General features: G+C 54.5%; 25 protein-coding genes and 3 tRNA genes. 14 read left to right on the top strand and 14 right to left on the bottom strand.

All coding sequences use genetic code 11. The features are described from left to right. Positions 1–42 precede the first annotated feature (42 nt). From deoC to ACWPW2_RS02050, 9 genes are all read right to left on the bottom strand, one after another. On the bottom strand, positions 43–822 hold the full coding sequence (gene deoC / locus ACWPW2_RS02090) for a deoxyribose-phosphate aldolase (protein WP_454121480.1): 780 nt from the start codon (positions 820–822) through the stop codon (positions 43–45). Positions 823–1081: 259 nt separating this feature from the next. Beyond that, positions 1082–1864, bottom strand: a complete 783-nt coding sequence (locus ACWPW2_RS02085; RefSeq protein WP_454121478.1) for a TatD family hydrolase — start codon at positions 1862–1864, stop codon at positions 1082–1084. Further along, a complete protein-coding gene (locus ACWPW2_RS02080) occupies positions 1861–2931 on the bottom strand; it encodes a patatin-like phospholipase family protein (RefSeq protein WP_042716021.1) in 1071 nt (356 codons plus the stop codon). Before ACWPW2_RS02080 ends, ACWPW2_RS02085 begins: the two co-directional genes overlap by 4 nt. Positions 2932–3049: 118 nt before the next feature. After that, positions 3050–3211 carry a DUF1328 domain-containing protein gene (locus tag ACWPW2_RS02075; protein WP_023480205.1) on the bottom strand — a complete coding sequence of 54 codons (162 nt, stop codon included), beginning with the start codon at positions 3209–3211 and terminating at the stop codon, positions 3050–3052. Positions 3212–3338: 127 nt separating this feature from the next. Then, positions 3339–3956, bottom strand: coding sequence for a molecular chaperone OsmY (gene osmY / locus ACWPW2_RS02070; RefSeq protein ID WP_023480446.1), 618 nt, complete (start codon positions 3954–3956; stop codon positions 3339–3341). Between the two features lie 378 nt (positions 3957–4334). Then, a complete protein-coding gene (gene prfC / locus ACWPW2_RS02065) occupies positions 4335–5924 on the bottom strand; it encodes a peptide chain release factor 3 (protein ID WP_279793652.1) in 1590 nt (529 codons plus the stop codon). A 91-nt stretch (positions 5925–6015) separates the two neighbouring features. After that, entirely contained in the window at positions 6016–6693 is a 678-nt protein-coding gene (gene yjjG / locus ACWPW2_RS02060) for a pyrimidine 5'-nucleotidase (protein WP_054802771.1), read from the bottom strand. A gap of 18 nt (positions 6694–6711) precedes the next feature. Continuing rightward, positions 6712–7152 (bottom strand): ribosomal protein S18-alanine N-acetyltransferase, encoded by a 441-nt coding sequence (rimI, locus tag ACWPW2_RS02055; RefSeq protein WP_454121476.1) that lies wholly within the window; start codon positions 7150–7152, stop codon positions 6712–6714. Beyond that, complete coding sequence (locus ACWPW2_RS02050; RefSeq protein ID WP_042716030.1) at positions 7121–7534, bottom strand: DNA polymerase III subunit psi; 414 nt, start codon at positions 7532–7534, stop codon at positions 7121–7123. Before ACWPW2_RS02050 ends, rimI begins: the two co-directional genes overlap by 32 nt. Positions 7535–7811: 277 nt before the next feature. Here ACWPW2_RS02050 and rsmC point away from each other — a divergent pair, with 277 nt between their 5' ends. From rsmC to ACWPW2_RS02030, 4 genes are all read left to right on the top strand, one after another. Then, positions 7812–8843 carry a 16S rRNA (guanine(1207)-N(2))-methyltransferase RsmC gene (gene rsmC / locus ACWPW2_RS02045; protein WP_454121474.1) on the top strand — a complete coding sequence of 344 codons (1032 nt, stop codon included), beginning with the start codon at positions 7812–7814 and terminating at the stop codon, positions 8841–8843. Positions 8844–9008: 165 nt separating this feature from the next. Continuing rightward, positions 9009–9095, top strand: a tRNA-Leu gene (locus tag ACWPW2_RS02040). 28 nt (positions 9096–9123) lie between these two features. Beyond that, positions 9124–9210, top strand: a tRNA-Leu gene (locus ACWPW2_RS02035). A 31-nt stretch (positions 9211–9241) separates the two neighbouring features. Next, a tRNA-Leu gene (locus ACWPW2_RS02030) sits at positions 9242–9328 on the top strand. Positions 9329–9362: 34 nt separating this feature from the next. Here the strand turns inward: ACWPW2_RS02030 and ACWPW2_RS02025 are convergent. Beyond that, positions 9363–9602, bottom strand: a complete 240-nt coding sequence (locus ACWPW2_RS02025; RefSeq protein ID WP_023480310.1) for a DUF1435 domain-containing protein — start codon at positions 9600–9602, stop codon at positions 9363–9365. Positions 9603–9848: 246 nt separating this feature from the next. Here ACWPW2_RS02025 and ACWPW2_RS02020 point away from each other — a divergent pair, with 246 nt between their 5' ends. Together ACWPW2_RS02020 and fhuF are read left to right on the top strand one after the other, a co-directional pair. Further along, entirely contained in the window at positions 9849–10913 is a 1065-nt protein-coding gene (locus ACWPW2_RS02020; RefSeq protein ID WP_034813367.1) for a GGDEF domain-containing protein, read from the top strand. A gap of 102 nt (positions 10914–11015) precedes the next feature. After that, positions 11016–11804, top strand: a complete 789-nt coding sequence (gene fhuF / locus ACWPW2_RS02015; RefSeq protein WP_454121472.1) for a siderophore-iron reductase FhuF — start codon at positions 11016–11018, stop codon at positions 11802–11804. A gap of 49 nt (positions 11805–11853) precedes the next feature. Here the strand turns inward: fhuF and ACWPW2_RS02010 are convergent, their stop codons facing one another. After that, on the bottom strand, positions 11854–13197 hold the full coding sequence (locus ACWPW2_RS02010) for a PTS sugar transporter subunit IIC (protein ID WP_454121471.1): 1344 nt from the start codon (positions 13195–13197) through the stop codon (positions 11854–11856). A 336-nt stretch (positions 13198–13533) separates the two neighbouring features. Here ACWPW2_RS02010 and ACWPW2_RS02005 point away from each other — a divergent pair, with 336 nt between their 5' ends. After that, the gene (locus ACWPW2_RS02005; RefSeq protein WP_023480424.1) at positions 13534–13992 is read left to right on the top strand and encodes a YbaK/EbsC family protein; all 459 of its coding nucleotides are present in this window, start codon (positions 13534–13536) and stop codon (positions 13990–13992) included. A 50-nt stretch (positions 13993–14042) separates the two neighbouring features. On the opposite strand, the gene bglJ is transcribed toward ACWPW2_RS02005, so the two are convergent. Both bglJ and ACWPW2_RS01995 read right to left on the bottom strand, forming a co-directional pair. Further along, the gene (gene bglJ / locus ACWPW2_RS02000) at positions 14043–14663 is read right to left on the bottom strand and encodes a DNA-binding transcriptional activator BglJ (protein ID WP_454123562.1); all 621 of its coding nucleotides are present in this window, start codon (positions 14661–14663) and stop codon (positions 14043–14045) included. Positions 14664–14683: 20 nt separating this feature from the next. Further along, positions 14684–15397 carry a LuxR C-terminal-related transcriptional regulator gene (locus ACWPW2_RS01995; protein WP_124971593.1) on the bottom strand — a complete coding sequence of 238 codons (714 nt, stop codon included), beginning with the start codon at positions 15395–15397 and terminating at the stop codon, positions 14684–14686. 545 nt (positions 15398–15942) lie between these two features. Here ACWPW2_RS01995 and ACWPW2_RS01990 point away from each other — a divergent pair. From ACWPW2_RS01990 to opgB, 7 genes are all read left to right on the top strand, one after another. Further along, positions 15943–16719 (top strand): threonine/serine exporter family protein, encoded by a 777-nt coding sequence (locus ACWPW2_RS01990; protein WP_023480465.1) that lies wholly within the window; start codon positions 15943–15945, stop codon positions 16717–16719. Further along, a complete protein-coding gene (locus ACWPW2_RS01985) occupies positions 16710–17183 on the top strand; it encodes a threonine/serine exporter (protein WP_034813370.1) in 474 nt (157 codons plus the stop codon). Before ACWPW2_RS01990 ends, ACWPW2_RS01985 begins: the two co-directional genes overlap by 10 nt. Positions 17184–17236: 53 nt before the next feature. Continuing rightward, the gene (locus ACWPW2_RS01980; RefSeq protein ID WP_454121469.1) at positions 17237–17692 is read left to right on the top strand and encodes a MarR family winged helix-turn-helix transcriptional regulator; all 456 of its coding nucleotides are present in this window, start codon (positions 17237–17239) and stop codon (positions 17690–17692) included. Between the two features lie 80 nt (positions 17693–17772). Next, entirely contained in the window at positions 17773–18201 is a 429-nt protein-coding gene (locus ACWPW2_RS01975) for an organic hydroperoxide resistance protein (protein ID WP_454121467.1), read from the top strand. 165 nt (positions 18202–18366) lie between these two features. Beyond that, positions 18367–18906 carry a primosomal protein DnaT gene (gene dnaT / locus ACWPW2_RS01970; protein ID WP_454121466.1) on the top strand — a complete coding sequence of 180 codons (540 nt, stop codon included), beginning with the start codon at positions 18367–18369 and terminating at the stop codon, positions 18904–18906. A 2-nt stretch (positions 18907–18908) separates the two neighbouring features. Beyond that, positions 18909–19646: a DNA replication protein DnaC gene (dnaC, locus tag ACWPW2_RS01965; protein ID WP_023480325.1), complete on the top strand. Its 738-nt coding sequence runs from the start codon at positions 18909–18911 to the stop codon at positions 19644–19646. A 219-nt stretch (positions 19647–19865) separates the two neighbouring features. Then, positions 19866–22154, top strand: coding sequence for a phosphatidylglycerol--membrane-oligosaccharide glycerophosphotransferase (opgB, locus tag ACWPW2_RS01960; protein WP_454121464.1), 2289 nt, complete (start codon positions 19866–19868; stop codon positions 22152–22154). A 34-nt stretch (positions 22155–22188) separates the two neighbouring features. On the opposite strand, the gene tsr is transcribed toward opgB, so the two are convergent. Continuing rightward, a complete protein-coding gene (gene tsr, locus ACWPW2_RS01955) occupies positions 22189–23853 on the bottom strand; it encodes a methyl-accepting chemotaxis protein (protein WP_023480317.1) in 1665 nt (554 codons plus the stop codon). Between the last annotated feature and the right edge of the window lie 329 nt (positions 23854–24182).

Below are 24182 nucleotides of genomic sequence, written 5' to 3'. Positions count from 1 at the left end.
CGGCAATATGGCTAATGATGGCGCAGCGCCATCAGGCAATCATCAGTAAGCGCTGCCGCTTTTGCCGTCGCCGTGACCGAGCGCTTTCAGCAGGCTCGCCAGCAGGCTGGACGCGCCAAAGCGGTAGTGACGCGCATCAGCCCAGTCGGCGCCAAACAGCTCATTGGCAATTGCCAGGTACTGCTGCGCATCTTCCGCCGTGCGCACGCCGCCCGCCGGTTTAAAACCAACGCTTTTTTCCACGCCCATATCGCGGATCACTTCCAGCATGATGCGCGCGCTCTCAGGGGTGGCGTTGACCGGCACTTTACCGGTGGACGTTTTAATAAAATCAGCCCCGGCTTTGATGGAGATTTCAGAAGCTTTGCGGATTAATGCTTCCTCTTTCAGCTCACCGGTTTCGATGATCACTTTCAGCAGCACATTTGCCGCCGCACAGGCCTCTTTACACGCTTTCACCAGATCGAAACCGACCTGCTCGTTACCGGCGATCAGTGCGCGGTATGGGAAAACGACGTCCACTTCGTCCGCGCCGTAGGCGATGGCCGCGCGGGTTTCCGCCAGCGCAATCCCGATATCGTCATTACCGTGCGGGAAGTTGGTGACGGTAGCGATGCGGATCTCTGGCGTCCCCTGCTCGTTCAGGGTCTTACGCGCAATCGGGATAAAACGCGGATAGATGCAGATCGCGGCAGTGTTGCCGACCGGGGTTTTCGCCTGATGGCACAGCGCAATGACTTTCTCATTGGTGTCGTCATCATTCAGGGTGGTCAGGTCCATCAGTTTCAGCGCGCGCAGGCTGCTGGCAGTTAAATCAGTCATATTCTCTCCGACGGCATAATGCCGGTTTCTGTTCGGTTTTGTGAGTATTCTAACATTCACCCACAATTACACTTCGACACGCATCACAGTTAGCAAAAAGTTTGTTCACGCTTGCATAACCACAACGCGACATTGATCAAATTATTTTGCCGCAGAAGAGCGGACACGCGTGAAGGCAATCGCAGCAAGCCCACGCCATTTGAATGTGAGAATTTTAACACAGGAGAGTGTGCCTGCCGATGAAAAAGCGTTACAGCTACTAATCAGGCAGAGCGAAGAGCCGTTGGGTATTGTGAAACAGCGCGTTAGCAATCACATCCGGCGCTTCCGGGCGCAGCTCGCAGAGAGTTGCAAAAACCTTTGCTGCCCGCTCCGGGCGGTTGGGCTGCCCCTGAAAACCGTTCAGCGGCATATCGGGCGCGTCTGTTTCAAGCAGCAGCGAGGCGAGCGGTAGTTGCGCCATCACATCGCGGGTTTTACTGGCGCGCGGATAGGTAATCGTGCCGCCAACGCCGATGCAGTAGCCAAGATCGATAAAGCGCTGCGCCTGTTGCAGGCTACCGGCAAAGCCGTGCACCACGCCGGTTCGCGGCAGGTTATGCTTTTTCAGCTGCATCGCCAGCTTGTCATGGGTGCGGCGGGAGTGAAGAAGCACTGGCAAATCATAGCGCTTCGCCATTTTTAGCTGCGCATCAAGCAACTCCTGCTGGCGTTCAAACTGCGGATTATCGCGATAAAGGTCGAGGCCGATTTCGCCGATGGCTATCACCTTCTCAGGCCGGGTGGCGAGCAGCGCATCCAGCTCTTCCAGACTCTGCTGTGTATGCTCCTCCACCACAATCGGGTGCAGGCCCAGCGCGCCATAGAGGGCATGATGCTGCTGTGCAAGCTTGCAGACGCGGTCAAAATATTGGGTGGCGATGGCGGGCACAATAATGCGCTCGACGCCCGCCTCTGCCGCGCGGGCGATACTGGCCGCTTCATCGCCTTTGAAGGGTGCAAAATCGAAATGGCAGTGGGTATCGATAAAGCGAAAACTCACGCGCTGTCCTCGTTATTGAGCGAAATATCATTGGCCTCCGGCGCGGTCACCAGCGGCAGATCAAGCGCGTCATTCGCCACCTCGGCGGGCGGCACCACGCGCGTTGTCGGCGCAACCACCGGCGTATAGCGCAGCAGCGGCGGCGTCTCGGCAAGCAATTTGCCCACCGTTGCCAGGAAGTAGCGCCCGCATAAGCGTCCAATTTTATAATCTTCCCGCAGCGCCGGTAAACGGCTGCCGAGCGCCATGCTTTTTAACAGCTTCGGCGGGTAGATCTCGATAATGCGCAGCTTGCCCGGCGGCGTTTCGATAAACCGCTGCGTGGCGAGATAACTCTTCTCATGATGCTGCACCAGGTTGACCAGCGACTGCAGGCTGCTTTCGCCGAGCCAGCGCTCCATACGCTTAAACCACTGCGGCGTGTAGTACATCTGCGACGGCACGGTGCGGATCACCACGATGGTGTCGGCTCCGCGCCGCGCCGCTTCCTGCACGGGTATGGCGTCGCTAACGCCGCCATCAAGGTAGTTCACGCCGCTCAGCGCCACGCCGGTGCGATAAAAGCCCGGAATGGCGCTTGAGGCGCGGATCAGATCGAGCCATGTCTGGTGATTGGGTAAAAAATACTCCGCCGAATAATCATCCTGGCGGCAGGCGCACATATAAAAGGCTTTGCCGGCGTCAAAAGCGCGTACGCCATGATCCATTGCCAGTGGCATCTCCGTCGCGGTGGCGTTAACCAGCCAGTCAAGATCGATAAGGTTGCCCCCGCGCACAAAGCGCAGCGGGTCGAAAAATTCCCGTCGCGTGGTGTAGCGCATAATCACTTTACGCGCGTAACCCGGCTGGTTACAGACATAGGCCGACAGGTTCTGCGCTCCGGCAGAGGTGCCAAAGAAGAGATCGAAAGGGTTAAAGTCGGCGCGCATAAACTCATCCAGCACGCCCGCGGTAAAAATGCCGCGCTGGCCGCCGCCTTCGCACACCAGTGCCAGACGTCCCGGTCGAAACGGTTTCAGCGCCAGCGGCGCAATATTGCCGAGCGTGATGGGAATATGTTGCCCCACTTCGTTTTCCTTTTAAGCAATTGTCACAACAAAGTAGCGCAATATTTAAGACCCTGAAACAGCAAAGCCAGTCACGAGGACTGGCTTTAATGTAACCGAAGTTTAAGCGTGTTAAACGCTACGGGCGCCGACGACCCATGAACAGGCTGACCAGGAACAGAACGATACCAACGATGAAGACGATTTTCGCCGCACCGGCTGCTGTACCTGCCAATCCACCAAAGCCCAGAGCGGCGGCAATTAACGCGATAACCAGAAAAATAATGCCCCAACGAAACATAAAACTCTCCTTAACCATAGTTAATGTCGACCGCAAGCGATGGGCTCTCAGATGCCCATCCGCGATATTTCCTGCCAAGTATCTATCGCGCCCGGACATCGCCAGGCGCGGATTTTCTCACGTACTCTTATTTAACTTTCAGGTCGTTCTTCACGCTTTTCACGCCATCAACTGCTTTGGCGATGCTTTCAGCGCGCTCACTTTGAGCCTTGGATTCCACCGTACCGGATAACTGAACAACGCCGTCAGTGGTTTCCACTTTCACCATACGGGACGGGACGTTTTCATCGGCCAGCAGCTTCGCTTTGATTTCGCTGGTGGTGGCGGTATCACCCGCGTAACCTTTTGCAGTGCTCTCTTTCGCATCGCGAACGTGCAGTTTGTCGCTTACAGAAGCTACACCTTCTACACCTTTCGCCACGGAAACCGCCTCTTCAGCCTGTTTCTGGCTTTCGACGAAACCGCTCAGGGTTACCACTTTTTTGTCCGTTTTCACGGAGATATCGGTGCTTTTAATGCTTTCATGATCGACCAGCGCCGCTTTAACTTTTGCAGTAATGGTACTGTCGTCCATGAATCCACCGACTTTATTCATAGAGCTATCAATTTTGTCCCCTGCACTGGACGCGGTGCTTTGCGCTTTATCAGTGGTGGTTTCCGCCGCCAGGGCAGAACCCGTGGTCAGAACAGAGCCCAGCGTAATAGCCAGCAGGGTTTTAGAAAGAGTCAGCTTTGTCATAGTCATCGATGTTATTCCTGTATGTTTGCCCACCATTTGGGCTGAAGCAGCAAGAAGCTGCCAACTGCTGCGGTGAAACTCACCGTATCAACGTCAATGGTTGCGATCACATTCCGGCAAATCGCTGCGCTGATGCAGTTGTTAATGTTATCTTGTGATTAGTTGAGTGGATAAAAGACCATTAAACACGCATTGAGCAGGACTTTCAGCCACACACCTTGTCATCACTTTGTTAAATATAGATCACTCTCGACAAAGATCCTGTTGGAGTGCGTAAAAAGCGAGCAACAGACAGAAAAAGCGAGGGTTTTAAGAACTTTCCGCAAGAAACGGCAGGGTGGAAAAGAGGCCGGAGCGCGGCTTCTGCCGCGCTCCGTAGAGGGATTAGTGTTCGCGGGTTTTGTGGAAGGTCACTTCCGGGTAACGCTCTTGTGTCAGGTTGAGGTTAACCATGGTCGGGGCGATATAGGTCAGGTTATCGCCGCCATCGAGCGCCAGCTGGATCTCGTTCTTACGCTTGAACTCTTCGAACTTCTTCACATCGCTGCTCTCTACCCAACGCGCGGTTGCCACGTTGACGGACTCATAGACCGCTTCGACGTTGTATTCGCTCTTCAGACGCGCTACTACCACATCAAACTGCAGCACGCCGACCGCGCCGACAATCAGATCGTTGTTGGCAATCGGGCGGAAGACCTGCACCGCGCCCTCTTCTGAAAGCTGAACCAGGCCTTTAAGCAGCTGTTTCTGCTTCAGCGGATCGCGCAGGCGAATACGGCGGAAGAGTTCCGGGGCAAAGTTCGGGATGCCGGTGAATTTCATCATTTCACCCTGCGTGAAGGTATCGCCAATCTGAATGGTGCCGTGGTTGTGCAGACCGATGATGTCGCCCGGGTAGGCTTCTTCAACGTGAGAGCGGTCGCCAGCCATAAAGGTCAGCGCGTCGGAGATCACCACATCTTTGCCGGTACGCACCTGGCGCAGCTTCATCCCTTTTTCGTAGCGCCCGGAAACCACGCGCATAAAGGCAACGCGGTCACGGTGCTTCGGATCCATGTTGGCCTGGATCTTAAAGACAAAGCCGGTGAACTTCTCGTCGTCCGCTTTCACTTCGCGCACGTCGGTTTTACGCGGCATCGGCGGCGGTGCCCATTCAACCAGGCCATCCAGCATATGATCGACGCCAAAGTTACCGAGCGCGGTGCCGAAGAAGACCGGCGTCAGCGCGCCGCTCAGGAAGAGATCCTGGTCGAACTCGTTGGAGGCACCCTGCACCAGCTCAAGCTCATCGCGCAGCTGCTGGGCCAGATCCTCGCCAACGGCGGCATCCAGCTCCGGGTTATCAAGCCCTTTGACGATGCGGACTTCCTGGATGGTGTGGCCTTTACCGGTCTGATAAAGGTAGGTTTCATCTTTATAGAGGTGGTAAACCCCTTTGAACAGCTTGCCGCAGCCAATCGGCCAGGTGATCGGCGCGCAGGCGATCTTCAGCTCGCTCTCTACTTCATCCAGCAGCTCCATCGGATCGCGGATGTCACGGTCGAGTTTGTTCATAAAGGTGAGGATCGGCGTATCGCGCAGACGGGTCACTTCCATCAGCTTACGGGTACGATCTTCGACGCCCTTCGCCGCATCGATCACCATCAGGCAGCAGTCAACGGCGGTTAAGGTGCGGTAGGTATCTTCGGAGAAGTCTTCGTGCCCCGGGGTGTCGAGCAGGTTGATCAGGTTCTCGCGGTACGGGAACTGCATCACGGACGTGGTAATGGAGATACCACGCTGCTTTTCCATCTCCATCCAGTCAGATTTTGCATGCTGGTTGGAGCCACGGCCTTTTACAGTCCCGGCGGTCTGGATCGCCTGCCCGAACAGCAGCACCTTTTCGGTGATGGTAGTTTTACCGGCATCGGGGTGCGAGATGATAGCGAACGTGCGGCGCTTCGCCACCTCTTGGTAATAAGGAGACAACGTCATAATTGAGTTCTTCTGTGTAATTGCGCGGCACTGAGCCCCGCGTTAAAGACGAAAAATGCGGCTATTGTACTCAACGGTTGAGTGCAGACAATCAATGTTTACACAGGAGTTGCTCCAGTTCGTTCAGGGACGTTACCGTCCAGGTCGGGTTGATACCTTCAGGCAGCGCGCGGTTGTGGGCATTCAACCAGCAGGTCGAGAGCCCCGCGTTGATGCCGCCCAGAATATCTGACTCCGCCGTGTCGCCAACCATTAAGACGCGATCGCGGGATGGGTTACCGGCCTGCTTCAGTGCGTACTCAAAGATACGCGGATCCGGTTTAGCCACGCCAACCTGTTCAGAAATCACTAACAGATCAAAATAGTCGCGCAGGCCGGTGCGTTCCAGGCGAATTTGCTGCAAGGCGGTAAAACCATTGGTGATGATGCCGATTTTCACTTTGCCCTTCAGGCTGTCGAGCAGCGACACCGCGCCCGGCAGCGGCGCGCAGATTTCCGCCATCGCATTAAGAAACGCCTCATTAAGCATGCCCGGCGGCACATCCAGCCGCTCGGACCAGCTCTGGAAACGCTTATGCTGCAACTGCAGCGCGGTGATCGCGCCGTTCTGGTAATCGACCCATAAAGGTTTATTAACAGATTGATATTCTGCGAAATCCTGATCGGTGAATGTCACGCTATAGTCAAGAAACATCCGTTGTAAGCCGCCAAACGAGTCGAAGGTGAAGAGCGTTTCGTCAGCGTCAAAGAGTATCCAGTCCCATTTCATTACATCACCTTTATTCAATTACAGAGGAAGCGCCATGATGATGGCATCCTCACGCCCGTGGGTCGTGGGATAGTAGTTGCGCCTGATAGTCGCTTCGTTAAAACCTAAACTTTCATATAGGGCAATGGCGGGCTGGTTAGAGGCGCGAACCTCCAGCCACAGCGTCAACACATCGCGCTTTTCCAGCTCGCTGATCAGATGTTCAAGCAACTGGCGGCCCAGCCCCTGGCGCTGCCAGGCGGGATCGACGGCGATATTGAACAGCGTGGCTTCATCAAGCACCACCTGCGTGATGGCGAAAGCGGCCATCTCGTCGCCCACCATCAGCCGACAGTTGAGGTAGCGCTCCCCCTGATTGCTGGCGAGCGTTTTTTCGCTCCAGGGAAAGGCGTGCGCCCGGGTTTCTATTTCGTAAGCGCGGGGCAGATCAGTCGTGCTGAGGGAAGAAATCGTGTTCATGTTCGCAGATTTGTTGCCATAACGCGGCGCGTGCCGCAGGGTTTGCGCGTAGCTCATCAACAGCGGGCGTCGAGACTTGCGCGCCCGACAGCGGCAGCGGCGCATCAATGCCCAGCAGCCAGCTGTTACAATGGCTCTCAGGCGGCAGCATCGCCACGCGATCCGGGGTGAGTTGCAGTACCTGATCTGCCGTTACGGTCAGGGCACGCAGCACGTCGGTGACAAGCGGATCGTTTAATGCAGGCAGCGCCGGCGAGACCATTACCAGACGAATATGCGCGGGCAGCGAAATGGCGATCTCGCCCTGTAACGCCGTCGGGCGGCGCAGGGTCCACTGGGTAATGCCCAGCTGCTGTAATTGCCAGTCGCGTCGGGAAGTCATCGTGAAACACTCCTGTATCAGGCGCGCAAATATAACAAACTCGTCGAAAATGCGCCATCAACACGCGGCGTATAGGGATAAAGACGCAGCCAACAAAGAGGCAGTGCCAAGGATAACGTGTTACACAAAATCATTCGTGTTGCGTCGAGGCGGCAAGGATGAATATCCCCAGGAGCTTACAAGAGTAAGTGACTGGGGTATGAAGACGCAGCCAACAAAGAGGCAGCGCGAAGGATAACGTGTATAATCGCCGGTTCAGTTTAAAGAGGAACACGTAATGTCTGCTTTTACCCCGGCAAGTGAAGTCTTGCTGCGCCACAGTGATGATTTCGAATCTAACCATATTCTTTTTGCCGGTGATCTGCAGGATGACCTGCCTGCTCGTCTGGAGAGTGCCGGGAGCCGTGCCTGGACACAACAGTTCCACCAGTGGCAAACCCTGAGCCAGCAGATGGGCGAGCGCGCCAGTTTTAGCCTGGTGGCGGATAGCGCGATGATTGGCGAGAGCGATACGCTTATCTACTACTGGCCGAAAAATAAGCCGGAAGCGCTGTTCCAGCTGATGAATTTGCTTTCGCTGCTGCCGGTGGGAACGGATATTTTTGTGGTTGGCGAAAACCGCAGCGGCGTGCGCAGCGCCGAGCAGATGCTGGCTGAGTATTGCACGCTGAATAAAGTCGACAGCGCGCGTCGCTGCGGGCTTTATCATGGCCGCCTCGATAAGAATCCTGCCTTTGATCCTGACGGTTTCTGGGGCGAGTACGCGCTGGACTCACTGACCATTAAAACCATGCCGGGCGTCTTTAGCCGCGATGGGCTGGATGTGGGCAGCCAGTTGCTGCTCTCCACGCTGACGCCGCATACCAAAGGCAAAGTGCTGGATGTTGGCTGCGGCACCGGCGTGCTGGCGGCGGCGCTGGCAAGCCATTCGCCGAAAGTACGTTTGACCCTGTGTGATGTTTCGGCCCCGGCGATCGAAGCCAGCCGCGCGACGCTTGCGGCGAACGGGCTTGAGGGCGAGGTTTTCGCCAGTAATGTCTTCTCTGAAGTGACCGGTCGCTTCGATATGATCATATCCAACCCGCCGTTCCATGATGGGTTGCAGACCAGCCTCGAAGCGGCACAAACACTGATTCGCGGCGCGGTTCGTCACCTCAACAGCGGCGGCGAGTTGCGTATTGTGGCGAACGCCTTCCTGCCCTATCCGGACGTGCTGGATCAAACCTTCGGTTTCCATGAAGTGATCGCGCAGACCGGACGCTTTAAGGTTTACCGCACCGTGATGACGCGCCAGGCGCTGAAGAAATAAGTCCTCTCCCCGGCGGGCCTGCTCGCCGGGTGAATTTCCCCACCTGTTAGCCGACGCCCATTTTTGCAGCAATCGACGACTCTGCGCGCAATTAACTGTTGACGAAAAGTTGAAAACATCTAGAATGCGCCTCCGTGGTAACGATACTTCTGGTATCGATGGTATGCGAAGGTGGCGGAATTGGTAGACGCGCTAGCTTCAGGTGTTAGTGTCCTTACGGACGTGGGGGTTCAAGTCCCCCCCCTCGCACCATAAACCACGCAGATATCGCTCGCACTGTGCGAAGGTGGCGGAATTGGTAGACGCGCTAGCTTCAGGTGTTAGTGTTCTTACGGACGTGGGGGTTCAAGTCCCCCCCCTCGCACCAACGAGGCGATATCTACAAGTAAGATGACTGTGCGAAGGTGGCGGAATTGGTAGACGCGCTAGCTTCAGGTGTTAGTGTCCTTACGGACGTGGGGGTTCAAGTCCCCCCCCTCGCACCAGATATCTTGCTCACCCCTCTTCTCTCCCCCCCTGTTACATCATCATTTTCAAATTCAGCAGCATCAAAATGACTCCGCCAATCAGAGCAATGCTTGATGGCAGCAAAACGTAATGACGTAACCTTTTGTGGTAAAGCATTACTGGCGTCAATAACAAACCCAGTAAAATTACCGCGCGCCAGCTGTTGACCGACAGGTCTGCCAGCACTAATGCGGCCACAATCATGCCCGGAAAAACGATCCCCCAACGACTTCCCAACGCGCGCTGCAGCATGGTTTCATCTCTTCAATCACGAATGATAACCAATATCATATGATAGAATTTCTCATTTGTCAGCGAGGTCGTACTGTCTGAAGATTCTGCATCTTCTAATGACAGCCATTCAGTAAGGTGATAAATTAAGCACCGCTTAAATAAAAATTCTTATTACTAATATTTCGCGATGACGATTTCATTGCGTAACTTTATTTTACGACTCATAACGCACTGAAAAACTGCGGATAAATACGACTTATAGGTATGACATCACAAACATGGCAATCTCTTTGTAATAAGAGATATCGATTGTCCCTACGTCTCTTTTTACTGCTCAACGCCATTTCAGCACTCTTTTCTATGATGGTGCCGCTCTACAATCTGCACGCTGTGACCGTGCCGGTTAGCGCGATCTTCACGCTCAGCGCGGTGTTGCCCGCGTGGCACAAATTTTACCCCAGAAGCAAAATCAACATCACACTGATCTCACTGCTGTTTGGCTGCCTTTGGGCGTGGCATGTAGTTCTTAAAGCGAAACTGATAGGAGATGATGCTTCGGCCTATCTGTTAATCGCGCTGCTCAGCGTTCTGTTTATTGGCACTATCGCTTTCTCCAATAATGTCATCGCCTTCCTGCTCCACTCCCTACCGCTTTTTGTGACCTGTTTGTGGCTGAATGAATCTGAAAGCTGCATGCGCCTCATCTATAGCTTCTCTCTACCCGTTATTGGGATTGCTATTCAGCATGCGATTCAGAAGCGTAACGATAGTTTCGCCCGCGCTTTGATGCAGCGCCTGATGCAGGAGCGGAAAACGCTTAACGACCTGAGCATGCTCGACCCGCTCACCGGTCTCTATAACCGCCGCGGATTGCAGCATAAACTCGATAATCTGCTTGCTGTCGATGACAGCAGCCGTTTTGTCCTGCTGTTGGATATCGATCACTTCAAAGCCTATAACGACCATTACGGGCACATGATGGGCGACCAGGCGCTTATCCGCGTCTCTGCTGCGCTGCGCGACGCGGTGCGCTCACGGGATATCGTGGCGCGCTTCGGTGGCGAAGAGTTCATGATTTTGTTGAATAACATCGACCAGGATCAGGCGCGGATGGCCGCAGAGCATATCCGCCAGCGGGTCTACGACCTGAAGATCCCCCATATGTTTAATGAAAGCGTCGCCACCAATGTCACCGTCAGTATCGGCATTGCGCCGTTGCAGAATAACGATATTGATGCCGCGCTGACGCAGGCGGATAAAGCGCTGTATGAAGCCAAGCACTTAGGCCGTAACAGTATTCTGGTCAGCGGAGATTTACAGATCGCCTGATGTGCGCTGGCGCTAACTTTACGATAAACATCTTGCTATCGGTTTCGCCTCTGGATAGGATTGGCAATCATTATCATTTAGATTCCTTCTCCAGCTGGGGCTATGGCATACCGTACCGCATCGATTACGCAACATGTTATCTGGCAAAGCCCGCTTCATGATGAGCGCGACTCGCTGGCGACTGCCATGCGGGACGCCATTGCCAGCACGCGGGCCCATCTGCTCGATTTCCTTCGCCTTAATGAAGATGCGCCTCATCAAGCGATGACCCTGGCGGAGTGGTCGCGCCCGACGGCGTTAAGCTCGCTTATCGCCACCTACTCCGACCATATTTACCGTAACAATCCTACTCAGCCGCGTGAAAGCAAACCGCTGCTCTCGCTGTGGGCGCAATGGTATCTCGGGCTGATGGTGCCGCCACTGTTGCTGACGCTGTTAACGCAAAAAAACGCGCTGGATTTAGATCCCGATAACTTCCACGTCGAATTTCATGAAAGCGGGCGTGCCGCCTGCTTCTGGATTGATGTTCAGCAGGATCATAGCCTGACGCTGAAGAATGATGCCGAACGTATTGCCGCCCTGGTCAACCAGACCATTCAACCGGTAATAAAGGCGCTGGAAGCGACGGGCGATATCAACGGCAAACTTATCTGGAGCAACACCGGTTACCTGATTAACTGGTATCTGGGCGAGATGATGCCGCTTATCGGCGAAGCCCGGCTGGCCGCCCTGCGCCAGATCTGCTTTTTCGAAAAATCGCTTGCTGACGGCAGCGACAACCCGCTGTGGCGCACGGTCGTGCTGCGCGACGGCGCGCTGGTTCGCCGGACGTGCTGCCAGCGCTATCGCCTGCCGGATGTTCAGCAGTGCGGCGACTGCACGCTGAAATAGCGTCGTACGCTGGAATAACAAAGGGGCGATGATTCGCCCCTTTGTTGTATCAGGCAACCTGCCGATTTTCCTCTTCTGCGCGGCGCGCCTCTTCCGCCTCCTGCTCCAGCAGCTGCTTCTCATACACCTTGAAGAAGGGGTAGTAGATAACCGCCGAGATCGCGGCGAGGAGCAGAACCAGCACAGCGGCACGGAAATCCCAGCCTAGTGCCCACGCGGCACCAATCGGCGCGGGTGCGGTCCACGGCACAACCGAAATAACGCGGCCAATCAGATCCATCTTCATCACCGCCCAGGCAATGATCGCGTTGAGCGTCGGTGCCAGCAGGAAGGGGATAAAGAACACCGGATTCATCACAATCGGCGTGCCGAAAATCACCGGTTCATTAATGTTAAACAGGCTTGGCACAACGCTGAGACGGCCAATCGATCGTAGATGGACCGAGCGGCTACGCAGGTAGCAGAACACCAGCCCCATGGTTGCGCCCGACCCGCCGATGACAATAAAGAAGGTCCAGAACGCCTCCATAAAGATGTGCGGCAGCGGCGCGCTTTGCGCCAGCGCGCTCTGGTTGATACCCAGGTTGGTCAGCCAGAACATTTGCAGCATGCCGGAGACAATCGCTGCGCCGTGGATACCGGCAAACCAGAGCAGATGACCAATGATCACCGCCAGCAGGATCGCAGGCAGAGAGTCTGCCGCCGACACAAGCGGTTTAAACAGCGCCATGATCGCCTGCGGGATCAGCATATTGAACTGGGACTGAATCAGCAGGCTGAGCGGATAGAGCGTCAGTACCACCACCAGCACCGGGATCAGCAGATCGAAGGAGTTCTTAATCATCGGCGGCACCTGGTCCGGCAAGCGGATGCCGATATTGTGCGCCTTCAGAAACCGCATCATCTCCACGCAGTAGATTGCCACCAGGATCGCGGTGAAAATCCCGGTGCCGCCAAGGCTATCCACCGGCAGCGTGCCGCTGGTTTTCGGCGCGGCAACCAGTAAAAACGCCATCAGCGAGAGCATTGCGCACATAAAGGGATCAAGCTGATATGACTTCGCGTAGTGCTTGCCGAGGTTGTAGGCGATAGCGGCGCAAATGTAGATCGACATGATCCCCATCGTCATATCAAACGGTGTGAGGATCCGCCCTTCATACTGCTTCGCCAGATCCAGCCAGCCGCGGGCAAAACTCCATGTGGTATCCGGCGAAAAAGGCGGGTAAGCAAACACCAGTAAAAATGAGCCGACGATCATGAAAGGCATCGCGGAGATAAAGCCGTCGCGGATCGCCATAACGTGACGCTGGGAAGAGATACGCCCGGCTATCGGGCTGACGTAGTTTTCAATAAACCGAAAGATAAGGTTAAACGCAGCATGGTTAGCAGACATCGTCGATCTCCTGTCAGAGTTGCAAGGTAATGGCAACAGCAGCGGTGCAGCCGTGCCGCGATCGGTTTCGGATGGTTGAAACCATGCTGATTGTCAGGCCAGCATTACAACTGAGTAGGGTAGGTTTCATAAGAGGCTCTTTTTATTTTAGGGTCAGGGGGAGTGACAAAATGAGTATTAACCTGCCCTGACAACACTGCAACTGGTTCATGTAACCGGTTTCCGCGATTGTGAAGGGGATCGAGAAACGTAATGTAAGCGGTTTGTCATGAAGGATTATTTACAGAGATAACTCGCTTGTGACAGATTAGCTGCGGTCTTTCGCAGGAGAACATCATGAGTTTGCAGTCCGTGCGGCAATTCTTTGCCGATAACGCCCCCGATATCGATATTATTGAACTCAATCAAAGCACGGCAACCGTTGCGCTGGCTGCGGCGGCCCATCGCGTCGAGCCGGGACAGATCGCCAAGACGCTGTCGCTCAAGGTGAAAAACGAGGTCATTCTGGTTGTCGCGAAAGGGGACGCCCGGCTTGATAATAAAAAACTGAAAGATACCTTTGGTGCCAAAGCGCGGATGTTGAGCAGTGATGAAGTGGTCACCATTACCGGCCATCCGGTTGGTGGCGTCTGCCCTTTTGGGCTGGAAACTCCGCTGGCGGTCTATTGCGATGTTTCACTCAGGCAGTACCCGGAAGTGTTGCCGGCGGCGGGCGCTATTCATAGCGCGGTCCGTATCTCACCGGAACGCATGGCGGCACTGACCTCTGCAAAGTGGATTGACGTTTGCCTGTAGTGTTTCTGCGCCAGGCCCGGTCCTGGCGCTTATGCGCAATGTGGCGAGCGTTACATCAGCTCTGATGCCGCCCGGGTACTGGGCGGAATCCAGGTCAGAATATCCGCGGCATCAAGTAAACCGACATCGGATGTCACGCCCAATTTTGTCATGGCATTAAATTTGTGCGCGCGGATGGTTTTCACATTGCGGTCCAGCTGCGAGGCAATCTCTGCAATGGAAAAGCCCCGCGTCATATAGTGCAAAATCTCCCTTTCAGTTGGGCTCAGCATACGAAACTGGCTGACGTAGCCATGATTAATCATGTTTTCGTTAACCCGCCGGGTTTCGCCAAGCAGCGTGGTGAGTTGTTCGAGCAGCATCGGCAGTTCTGATGATTTACTTAAAATGCCGTGCAGGCGCGACGGAGAGAGGTGCCCCACCAGCCGCGCTTCTCTGTCATCTCCCGCCAGCACAATGCGCTGAACGCCCGGGCAGGAGAGCGAGAGCAGATGCAGACACATCAGGCATTCGCGCCGCTCTTTACGCTGACCAAAAAGCGAATAGATGACCGAGAAATAGGCAGACTTTTTTAATGCCTGCCGAAAGGCAATATGATCCTTAAAAAAATGAAAAGAGTAGTTTGCAAAAACGGGCTCGCTGAATAAACTCTGCAACCCTTCCCGACTCATCATGCATTTTTCAATGATGGCTACATGTCCCGCTTGGCTAATGTTTTCCATTCATTATGGTCTCCATATGCTGATCCTAAATTCAGCTCTTTCATACCCTGATGGCTATTAATCCACGTGTACAAATCTGCATTACTGCGCAGCGATAAACGTCGCATTGCGCTATTTTTCTGCGCGCTGACGGTTTTGTTGCTTTTTTTGAGCAACATGGCGATTTGGTTTATTCCCCACCCCTTTCCAAGAAGGCGTAACACTTTCCGTTCGGAAAAGGTGAGTAATTTTCGCGGCGCTGGCGACTCTGCACAGTGCTGCCGTACCGCAGAAAGTAGCGTCGGACTCACTTTAGGAGCGTTTTCATCTCCGCCGCGTAGGGCATTAACCACACTTTCGATCGGCTCAATATCGGCGAGCAGCATGGTTTGCGGCTGGATTAAAAAGTCCACCGCATCAGGATAAAATTCTGGGGAAATAAAGAAGAGCCAGCGCGTTTTATCGCACTGCGAGATTAAGGTGTAGTAGTGTTCACAGCGCTGCTGCGCAGACCGCAACCCACCGGAGAAATCAATGATAACCAAGCCGCTACCCGCTAATTGCGGCAGCGTGACCTCCTCTATCGTGGCGTAATGCGTTACCGGATACTCAGGAAAATGATGCTCAAATATGCTGCCAATACCGGCCCTAAGTACGGGAGCCTGGCTAATAATAATCCCGTGATTGCCGCCTGGTGATAGCATAAAAACCTCCGCTTCCATTTGCGCTCTCTATCAATCCTCGTAATGAGTATTTACTCAATCGGTACCAATATTGCGTAAATAGCAATAATGTTCCGAACCAGCCGTTATAAGAATTGTTGGAGTTTATGATTAGCTATTTAATATAAATATTTAAAATCATAATATTGCCAACGTGCGTGACAACATAGCACAAGGACTCTTCAAATACTTAGTGCCTTATTAAAAATAAAATAATTAAAAGAATACAATCAAATTGTATATAGTTAATAAAAGATCAATAACCTTAATAAATATTTAAGCGCCCGTGCAAAGTAAGAATATTAACGCTTACCAGGATTATCCGTAATATGTCGCCGTAATTTATATGGCCTTTGTAATAATATTCTTAGGTCTATTGATATGGCAAATAATTAAAGGGAACTCATTACCAGAATTTATTGCACACTTCTTGATCTGCGTTAGCGCCAGCCTCACCCGCTCTTGTGCTAAAAAGAGGTGTTCCGTTCCCCCTTTGCGAGCGGTGTGACCAGATAACCAGGGCAAGCATGCAAACAGACCACTCAACGCAGCGAACCATTACGCGCTTGTGTATTCAGTGCGGCCTTTTTTTGTTACAGCATGGCGCAGAGAGCGCGCTGGTGGAGGAGCTGTCGACGCGCCTGGGGAAAGCCCTCGGTATGGACAGCGTCGAGAGCCTGATCTCCTCAAATGCCATTGTGTTAACCACCATTAAAGAGGGCCACTGTCTCACCTCAACGCGCAAAAGCAGCGATCGCGGCATCAATATGCATATGGTGACGGAGGTGCAACATATCGTCATTCTCGCCGAGCATAAGCTGCTGGATCTTCAGGATGTTGAGAAACGCTTCGCCCAGCTAAAACCGCTGCGCTATCCGCGCTGGTTGGTGACGCTAATGGTCGGGCTCTCCTGCGCCTGTTTCTGCAAACTCAATCGCGGCGGCTGGGACGGTGCGTTTATCACTTTTTGCGCCAGCAGCATCGCAATGTATGTCCGCCTGCTGCTGGCAGGAAGGCATATGCATCCGCAAATCAACTTTTGTATTACCGCTTTTGTCGCCACCACCGTTTCCGGGCTGCTGCTCACCCTGCCCGCTTTTCTGCACTCCTCAACGGTGGCGATGGCCGCCAGCGTGCTGCTGTTGGTGCCGGGTTTTCCGCTGATTAACTCTGTGGCCGACATGTTTAAAGGGCATATTAATACCGGGCTGGCGCGCTGGGCGATTGCCAGCCTGTTAACACTCGCGACCTGTATCGGCGTGGTGATGGCGATGACACTCTGGGGGCTGCGCGGATGGATATAATGTCGTTCTTCTACGCACTGGCACAAGATATGCTCCTGGCCGCCATTCCGGCGGTCGGGTTTGCGATGGTGTTTAACGTCCCTCACCGCGCGCTGCGCTGGTGCGCGCTGCTGGGTGCTATCGGTCACGGATCGCGTTTCGCCATGATGCACTGGGGTTTTAATATCGAATGGTCGACATTCGTCGCCTCAATGCTGGTAGGCTGCATTGGGATCCGCTGGTCGCGATGGTATCTGGCGCACCCCAAGGTCTTTACTGTGGCAGCGGTCATTCCCATGTTTCCGGGAATTTCAGCCTATACGGCGATGATCTCGGCGGTAAAAATTAGCCACGTCGGCTACAGTGAAGCATTAATGATCCTGCTGTTGACCAACTTCCTGAAGGCCTGCTCGATCGTTGGCGCGCTGTCGATCGGTTTATCCCTGCCGGGGTTGTGGATCTACCGCAGACGGCCGCGCGTTTAAGTTGCCTAAAAAATAACTTGCAATTAAATCGTGCGCTACCTATATTTAAAACCATGAAGAAAAACTTAACTTCCACCGCGAACGAGCAGCTCGCGTTAGATAACCAGTTTTGTTTTGCGCTCTACTCAACAAACCTGGCGCTGCATAAGCTTTATCGGCAGTTGTTAACGCCGATGAACCTGACCTATCCGCAGTATCTGGTCATGCTGGTGCTGTGGGAGAAGGACGATCTTACGGTGTCGGAGATTGGCGAGCGTCTGTTCCTCGACTCTGCCACGCTGACGCCGCTGTTAAAACGTCTGCAAAGCGCCGGGCTGATTGATCGCCAGCGTTCACGGCATGATGAACGCCAGGTGGTTATCACCCTGAGCGAAAGCGGCCGTGAGTTACAGCAGCAGGCAAAAGCCATCCCCGAAGCGATACGCTGCGCGGTGGCCTGCGATGATGCAACGCTGCGCGATGTCAAAAAGCAGCTGGAGCAGTTTCGCCAACAGTTTCACCAGGCATAAATTCCCTTTCGGGTATTTATGCTGATATATAAATCGCACGCTATTTTATAGCAAACACTCAAGATAATAAGGAACCTGTCATGTCTTTAGAAAAAGTTGTTTACACTGCCAAAGCCAAAGCAACCGGAGGCCGTGACGGCCGCGCAACCTCTTCTGACGGCGTTCTCGACGTCAAACTGGGTGTGCCGAAAGAGATGGGCGGCGCAGGCGGTGAAGTGACCAACCCGGAGCAGCTGTTTGCCGCTGGCTACTCTGCCTGCTTCCTCGGCGCGATGAAGTTCGTGGCTGGCCGCGACAAAATCAGCATGCCGAAAGAGGCCTTTATCGAAGGTGAAGTGGGTATCGGCTCGTTGCCGACCGGTTTTGGTATTGAAGCCAAACTGAACATTCACCTGCCGGGGATGGATGCAGACGAAGCCAAAAAACTGGTCGACGCCGCACACATCGTCTGCCCTTACTCCAATGCCACCCGTGGCAACATCGACGTTACGCTGAACATCATCGCGTAACGCGTTTTTTAGCCAGCACGTTTGGGAAATGACAAAGCCGGGGCAACCCGGCTTTTTTCGTGCTGTGATCCCCTTTCCGCGCGCTGTGTTACTATGTGCCTTTCTGTCGGCGGCCTGCACTGTGCCCGCCACTCTTTCTGTCGTTACCCTGTTTGAGAACGTGTTATGTCTTCCAGAATCCTGACGTCGAATGTTATCGGCATTGATGAATTTATGCGCGATAACGCCGCGATACTGGCGCGCGCGGAAGGCGGTACCGTCGCCGTATTTGCAAATAACAGCCCCGCGTTTTACGCGCTCACCGCCGAACGCCTTGAACAGCTACTGGCGCTGGAAGCGCAGCTTTCGCGCCCGCCAAGCGACGTGTCGCTTGATGCGCAATTCTATGAAGAGCCCACCGCCACGCCGGTAAGCGTGCCGATGGGAAAATTCGCTATGTATCCGGGCTGGCAGCCAGACGCCGATTTTCAGCGCCTGGCCGCGCTGTGGGGCATCGCCCTCTCCCAGCCAGCCACGCCGGAAGAGCTGGCGTCATTCGTCGCTTACTGGCAGGCGGAAGGCAAAGTCTTCCACCACGTGCAGTGGCAGCAGAAGCTGGCGCGCAGCCTGCAAATCGGGCGCAGCAGCCAGAGCGGCGCGGCGAAGCGCGATATCAACACGCTCTCTGAACCGGACAACCACATTCCACCTGGCTTTCGAGGTTAGCGATGAAAAACGTTGGCGAATTGATGAAGCGGCTGCAAAAGATGATCCCGGCTCACGTCGAACCGGCGTTCAAAAACAGCGAAGAGTTGATGGCCTGGCAAAAGCAGCAGGGCGAACTGCGTTCCGCGGCGCTGGAGCGTGAAAACCGCGCCATGAAGATGCAGCGCACCTTTAACCGTTCCGGCATCCGTCCTCTGCATCAAAACTGCTCTTTTGATAATTATCGCGTCGAGACGGAAGGACAGATGCGCGCCCTCAGCCAGGCGCGGCAGTATGTCGAAGAGTTTGATGGCAACATTGCCAGCTTTATCTTCTCCGGCAAGCCGGGCACCGGCAAAAATCATCTTGCCGCCGCCATCTGCAACGAACTGCTGCTGCGCGGTAAATCGGTGCTGATTATCACCGTGGCGGATATCATGTCGGCAATGAAAGAGACCTTCGGCAACCGCGAAAGCAGCGAAGAGCAGCTGCTGAACGATTTAAGCAGCGTCGATCTGCTGGTGATCGACGAAATTGGTATGCAGACCGAGTCGCGCTACGAAAAAGTGATCATCAATCAGATTGTCGATCGCCGCTCCTCCTCTAAGCGCCCGACCGGCATGCTAACCAACAGCAATATGGATGAGATGAATAAGCTGCTCGGCGAACGCGTGATGGATCGCATGCGCCTCGGCAACAGTTTGTGGGTCATCTTCAACTGGGACAGCTACCGCAGCCGCGTCACCGGTAAAGAGTACTAGAATCAGCCGCTTCAACGCCGTGTTACCTCCAACGCGGCGTTTTCCTCCTTTTCTTGCTGTGCGATAGCGATCACCTTTCCCGCTTTCTAAACCAATTCTGAATAAACCGCCGATAAGATGACACTACAATTGCAGGTGTGTGACATCGTCATTAAATTATGCTTCCTGTTACAAATATTCATGACCAGTAATATCTCTGGCACTTTTGAGGAATAACGGTTGTCCGGATTGCTCTCCCTTGCCCTGTTTATCGCCTCGGTGGCGATTTATGCTACGAAAGCGGGCCGCAATAAGTGGTGGTTTAGCGCCACGCTTCTCGTATTAGGCCTGTTTGTTCTATTAAACATCACCCTTTATGCCAGCAACTACTTTACCGGCGACGGTATTAACGATGCGGTAATTTATACCCTCACCAACAGTCTGACCGGCGCGGGTGTCGGCAAATATCTGCTGCCCGGTGCAGGCTTAGTGCTGGCACTGGTCGCTCTGTTTTGCGCGCTCGGCTGGGTGCTGCGCCGTCGCCGCCATATGCCCCACCATTTCGGTTACAGCCTGCTGGCGCTGGCGCTGGCCTTAGGATCGGTGGATGCCAGCCCGGCGTTTCGGCAGATAACTGAGTTAGTAAAATCGCAAACCCGCGAAAGCGATCCCGATTTTGCCGCCTGGTACAAAGTGCCGGCAAAACAGATCCCCAACCCCCAGCTGAACCTGGTCTATATCTACGGCGAAAGTCTGGAGCGCACCTACTTTAATGAGGATGCTTTTCCCGGATTGACGCCGGAGCTTGGCGCGCTGAAAGCCGAAAGCCTCGATTTCAGCCATACCGAACAACTTCCCGGCACCGATTACACCATCGCAGGCATGGTCTCTTCCCAGTGCGGCATTCCGCTCTTCGCGCCGTTCGAAGGCAACGCCTCCGCCTCAGTCTCCAGCTTCTTTCCGCAAAACCTCTGCCTCGGCGATATCCTGAAAAACTCCGGGTATGAGAACCACTTTTTACAAGGGGCGAACCTGCGTTTTGCCGGTAAAGATGTGTTCCTCAAATCCCACGGTTTTGACCATCTGATTGGTGCCGAGGAGCTGAAAAACCAGGTCGCCGATCCCGGTTACCGCAATGACTGGGGCTTTTACGACGATACGGTGCTCGACACCGTCTGGCAGCAGTATGAATCTCTCTCCCGCGCCGGTAAGCGCTTCTCTCTGTTTGCGCTGACGGTGGACACCCACCACCCGGACGGCTTTATCTCCCGCAGTTGCGAGCGCAAAAGCTACCGTTATGACGATAAAGTGAACCAGTCATTCAGCGCGGTGACCTGCAGCCAGCAGAATATCGCCAGGTTGATTAACCGCATCAAAGCGTCGCCGTGGTTTAAAGATACGGTCATTGTGGTCTCGTCCGATCATCTTGCGATGAACAACAGCGCCTGGAAGTACCTGAACAAGCAGGATCGCAGCAATCTCTTCTTCGTCCTGCGCGGCGACCAGCCGCAGCAGGATCTCTCCGGCATTAAGCGCAGCACGCTGGATAATGGCGCGACCGTGCTCGATATTCTCGGCGGCGACAACTTCCTCGGCCTCGGTCGCAGCAGCCTCTCCGGTCAGTCGCTCTCCGGCGTCTTCCTCAACATGAAGCAGAAGGTGCTTGCATGGAAGCCGGATATCATCCGCCTGTGGAACTTCCCCAAAGAGATGAAAGATTTCACCGTCGATGGCGAAAAAGAGACCATCACCTTCTCCGGCAGCCAGTTCCGCCTGCCGCTGCTGGTGCGCGTGTCGGAGAAAATCGAGCCGCTGCCGGAGAGTGAATACTCCGCGCCGCTGCGTTTCCAGCTGGCGGATTTCGCGCCGCGCGACAACTTTGTCTGGGTCGATCGCTGCTACAAAATGGCGCGGCTCTGGGCACCTGAACTCGCCCTTTCAACCGACTGGTGCGTCTCGCAGGGTCAACTGGGCGGTGAACAGCAGGTGCAGCGCGTCGATAAACCGCAGTGGCAGGGTAAAACGGCGTTTAAACAGTCGGTTATCGATACCGATCGCTATCAGAAGAGCGTCGAGACGCTGAAGATCCTTGATAATGACATTCGCTACAAAGCGGACAGCTTTATCTTTAATGTCGCGGGCGCGCCGGAAGAGGTGAAACAGTTTAACGGCATCTCCCGCCCGGAAAGCTGGGGGCGCTGGTCAAATGCGCAGCTCGGCAAAGAGGTAGCTATCGAGTACCAGCAGCCGCTACCGGCGCAGTTCGATCTGGTGATCACCGCGAAAGCCTTTGGTGATAATGCCAATCGTCCGATTCCGGTACGTGTCGGCAATGAAGAGCAGATGCTGACGCTAAGTCATGAGGTGAGCACCACCACGCTCCATTTCACCAATAGCGCAGGCAGTAACAAGCTGGTAATTGTGCCGCCGGATCCGCAGTCGACCAACGAAGGGAATATCCTCGGTCATGCGCCGCGTCAGCTGGGGATTGGTCTGGTAGAGATAAAAGTGGTGAAACGCGAAGGGTAAAAGCGCGCCCTGCAGAGCAGGGCGCAGCGGGAAATCAGAAGGTTTCCCAGTTTTCGCCAGAGGTGGTCGCTACCGCTTTACGCGGCAGTACCGCCGGCGCGGCTTTGTTACCACCGGATGTTTTCGCAGCAGCACGCTGCTCGTTCATCAGGCGGAACACGGCAACCGCTTCGGTCAGACGGCTGGCCTGCTCTTCCAGCGCGGCCGCCGCCGCGGCAGACTCTTCCACCAGCGAGGCGTTCTGCTGTGTCACGCGATCCATCTCGGCAACGGCAAGGCCAACCTGGTCGATACCGCGGCTCTGCTCATCAGAAGCAGAGGCGATTTCGCCCATGATATCGGTCACGCGTGTAACGGCGTTAACGATCTCATCCATCGTTTCACCGGCACTCTCTACCAGCGTGGAACCCACTTCAACGCGTCCAACAGAGTCTTCAATCAGGCTCTTAATCTCACGCGCTGCCTGGGCACTGCGCTGGGCAAGGTTACGCACTTCACCGGCAACCACGGCAAAACCACGGCCCTGTTCACCGGCACGCGCCGCTTCCACCGCCGCGTTGAGCGCCAGGATGTTGGTCTGGAAGGCAATCCCATCAATCACGCTAATAATGTCAGCGATTTTCTGCGAACTGGCGGTGATATCACGCATGGTCTGCACCACGTTATCCACCACTTTGCCGCCTTTCTGCGCCGTTTCCGACGCGCTCAGCGCGAGATTGCTCGCCTGACGGGCGTTTTCGGCGTTCTGTTTCACCGTCGCAGTCAGCTCTTCCATGCTGGCAGCGGTCTCTTCCAGAGAAGCGGCCTGCTGTTCAGTACGTGAAGAGAGATCGTTGTTACCCACGGAGATTTCGCTGGCACCGCTGTAAATCGCGTTAGCGCCATTACGCACATCGCTGACGGTGCGCACCAGTTCGCCCTGCATGTGACGCAGGCTGTCAGCCAGCACGCCCATTTCGTTGGAGCCCTGCACTTCAATGCGCTGGCCCAGATCGCCACCGGCGATATGGCGAATGTTGTCGATCAGGTGGTTCAGCGGTGCGATCAGCGCACGTTTGATACCGACCCACACGGCGATGATCACCAGCAGCACCACCAGCAGCACGCTGATAATGATCCAGATGGCAGAACCGTAGGAGCTCTCACTGTCAGCCACGGCGGCGTCATACAGACGATCGTTCTGCTGTAAGTAGGAGACATACTGCTTCTCGAAGCCATCCTGGTAGCTTTGCGTCGGCTGATCGAAGAACTCGTTGATCTTGCCTGCGCCAAGTAACTGGATCAGATCCGCCAGCGCGTTGTGGTAGATATCGTAATTACGCTTGATCTCCGCCGCCGCCTCTTCGCTCTGACGCGGATCGCGCGGCAATGCCTGGTAGGCATTCCAGTTCACTTCCGCCTGTTTCAACGAGGTGCTGGCAATCTGCATCAGTTCCGGAACGGTCGCGCCGCTGCCGATATTGTTCTGATCCATCATGTAGCGGATACCCGCGCGGTTCAGGGTATTACGGGTTTGCAGCAGCGCAACCCAGCTGCCGTTAAGCGTGGATTGTTGCTGACGAATGGTTTGAAGGACGGTGAAGTTTTCTTTGTCTTGCTTTAGCGAATTAAAGAACAATCCGCCGGAGGTGAGTTGTAAAAGGCCAAATAATCCGAGTACCAGTAACAAGCTGGTCACGATTTTGATGCGCGTTAACATATCATTCTCTTTCCTTATAGATAGTAAGTAGATTTTCGGCCTGGCGGGGAAAAACTTTATGGCTAAATGCACTATTTTGTAGGGATATTATTAGCGCCATCAGCTTGTTACGTTGGCTAAACTGTGGCGATCTTACGTGATCTTGCTCACATAATTTTTCGGAATAGTTGCAGTGTAAAACCTCTTAGACCCACTTCGATACCGCTCACCGCGCTTATATAACCGCTCGGCAAAATCGCCCCCTTTCGCGCGCGTGATTTGCCATCATGGCGGGCAGCATTTGTCCTGTTTAACACCACACACGTCTCTTCCCTATTTCTGATAAAAAC

It is taken from the genome of Kosakonia sp. Marseille-Q7440 (assembly GCF_965119485.1).
Note: the sequence above shows the minus strand (reverse complement) of the source record. Positions and strands in the feature narration are given on the sequence as shown.

Coding starts and splice junctions, on each gene's coding strand:
- deoC (WP_454121480.1), bottom strand. CDS start 822: ATGACTGATTTAACTGCCAGCAGCCTGCGCGCGCTGAAACTGATGGAC.
- ACWPW2_RS02075 (WP_023480205.1), bottom strand. CDS start 3,211: ATGTTTCGTTGGGGCATTATTTTTCTGGTTATCGCGTTAATTGCCGCC.
- osmY (WP_023480446.1), bottom strand. CDS start 3,956: ATGACTATGACAAAGCTGACTCTTTCTAAAACCCTGCTGGCTATTACG.
- prfC (WP_279793652.1), bottom strand. CDS start 5,924: ATGACGTTGTCTCCTTATTACCAAGAGGTGGCGAAGCGCCGCACGTTC.
- yjjG (WP_054802771.1), bottom strand. CDS start 6,693: ATGAAATGGGACTGGATACTCTTTGACGCTGACGAAACGCTCTTCACC.
- rimI (WP_454121476.1), bottom strand. CDS start 7,152: ATGAACACGATTTCTTCCCTCAGCACGACTGATCTGCCCCGCGCTTAC.
- ACWPW2_RS02050 (WP_042716030.1), bottom strand. CDS start 7,534: ATGACTTCCCGACGCGACTGGCAATTACAGCAGCTGGGCATTACCCAG.
- rsmC (WP_454121474.1), top strand. CDS start 7,812: ATGTCTGCTTTTACCCCGGCAAGTGAAGTCTTGCTGCGCCACAGTGAT.
- ACWPW2_RS02025 (WP_023480310.1), bottom strand. CDS start 9,602: ATGCTGCAGCGCGCGTTGGGAAGTCGTTGGGGGATCGTTTTTCCGGGC.
- ACWPW2_RS02020 (WP_034813367.1), top strand. CDS start 9,849: ATGACATCACAAACATGGCAATCTCTTTGTAATAAGAGATATCGATTG.
- fhuF (WP_454121472.1), top strand. CDS start 11,016: ATGGCATACCGTACCGCATCGATTACGCAACATGTTATCTGGCAAAGC.
- ACWPW2_RS02010 (WP_454121471.1), bottom strand. CDS start 13,197: ATGTCTGCTAACCATGCTGCGTTTAACCTTATCTTTCGGTTTATTGAA.
- ACWPW2_RS02005 (WP_023480424.1), top strand. CDS start 13,534: ATGAGTTTGCAGTCCGTGCGGCAATTCTTTGCCGATAACGCCCCCGAT.
- bglJ (WP_454123562.1), bottom strand. CDS start 14,663: ATGAGTCGGGAAGGGTTGCAGAGTTTATTCAGCGAGCCCGTTTTTGCA.
- ACWPW2_RS01995 (WP_124971593.1), bottom strand. CDS start 15,397: ATGCTATCACCAGGCGGCAATCACGGGATTATTATTAGCCAGGCTCCC.
- ACWPW2_RS01990 (WP_023480465.1), top strand. CDS start 15,943: ATGCAAACAGACCACTCAACGCAGCGAACCATTACGCGCTTGTGTATT.
- ACWPW2_RS01985 (WP_034813370.1), top strand. CDS start 16,710: ATGGATATAATGTCGTTCTTCTACGCACTGGCACAAGATATGCTCCTG.
- ACWPW2_RS01980 (WP_454121469.1), top strand. CDS start 17,237: ATGAAGAAAAACTTAACTTCCACCGCGAACGAGCAGCTCGCGTTAGAT.
- ACWPW2_RS01975 (WP_454121467.1), top strand. CDS start 17,773: ATGTCTTTAGAAAAAGTTGTTTACACTGCCAAAGCCAAAGCAACCGGA.
- dnaT (WP_454121466.1), top strand. CDS start 18,367: ATGTCTTCCAGAATCCTGACGTCGAATGTTATCGGCATTGATGAATTT.
- dnaC (WP_023480325.1), top strand. CDS start 18,909: ATGAAAAACGTTGGCGAATTGATGAAGCGGCTGCAAAAGATGATCCCG.
- tsr (WP_023480317.1), bottom strand. CDS start 23,853: ATGTTAACGCGCATCAAAATCGTGACCAGCTTGTTACTGGTACTCGGA.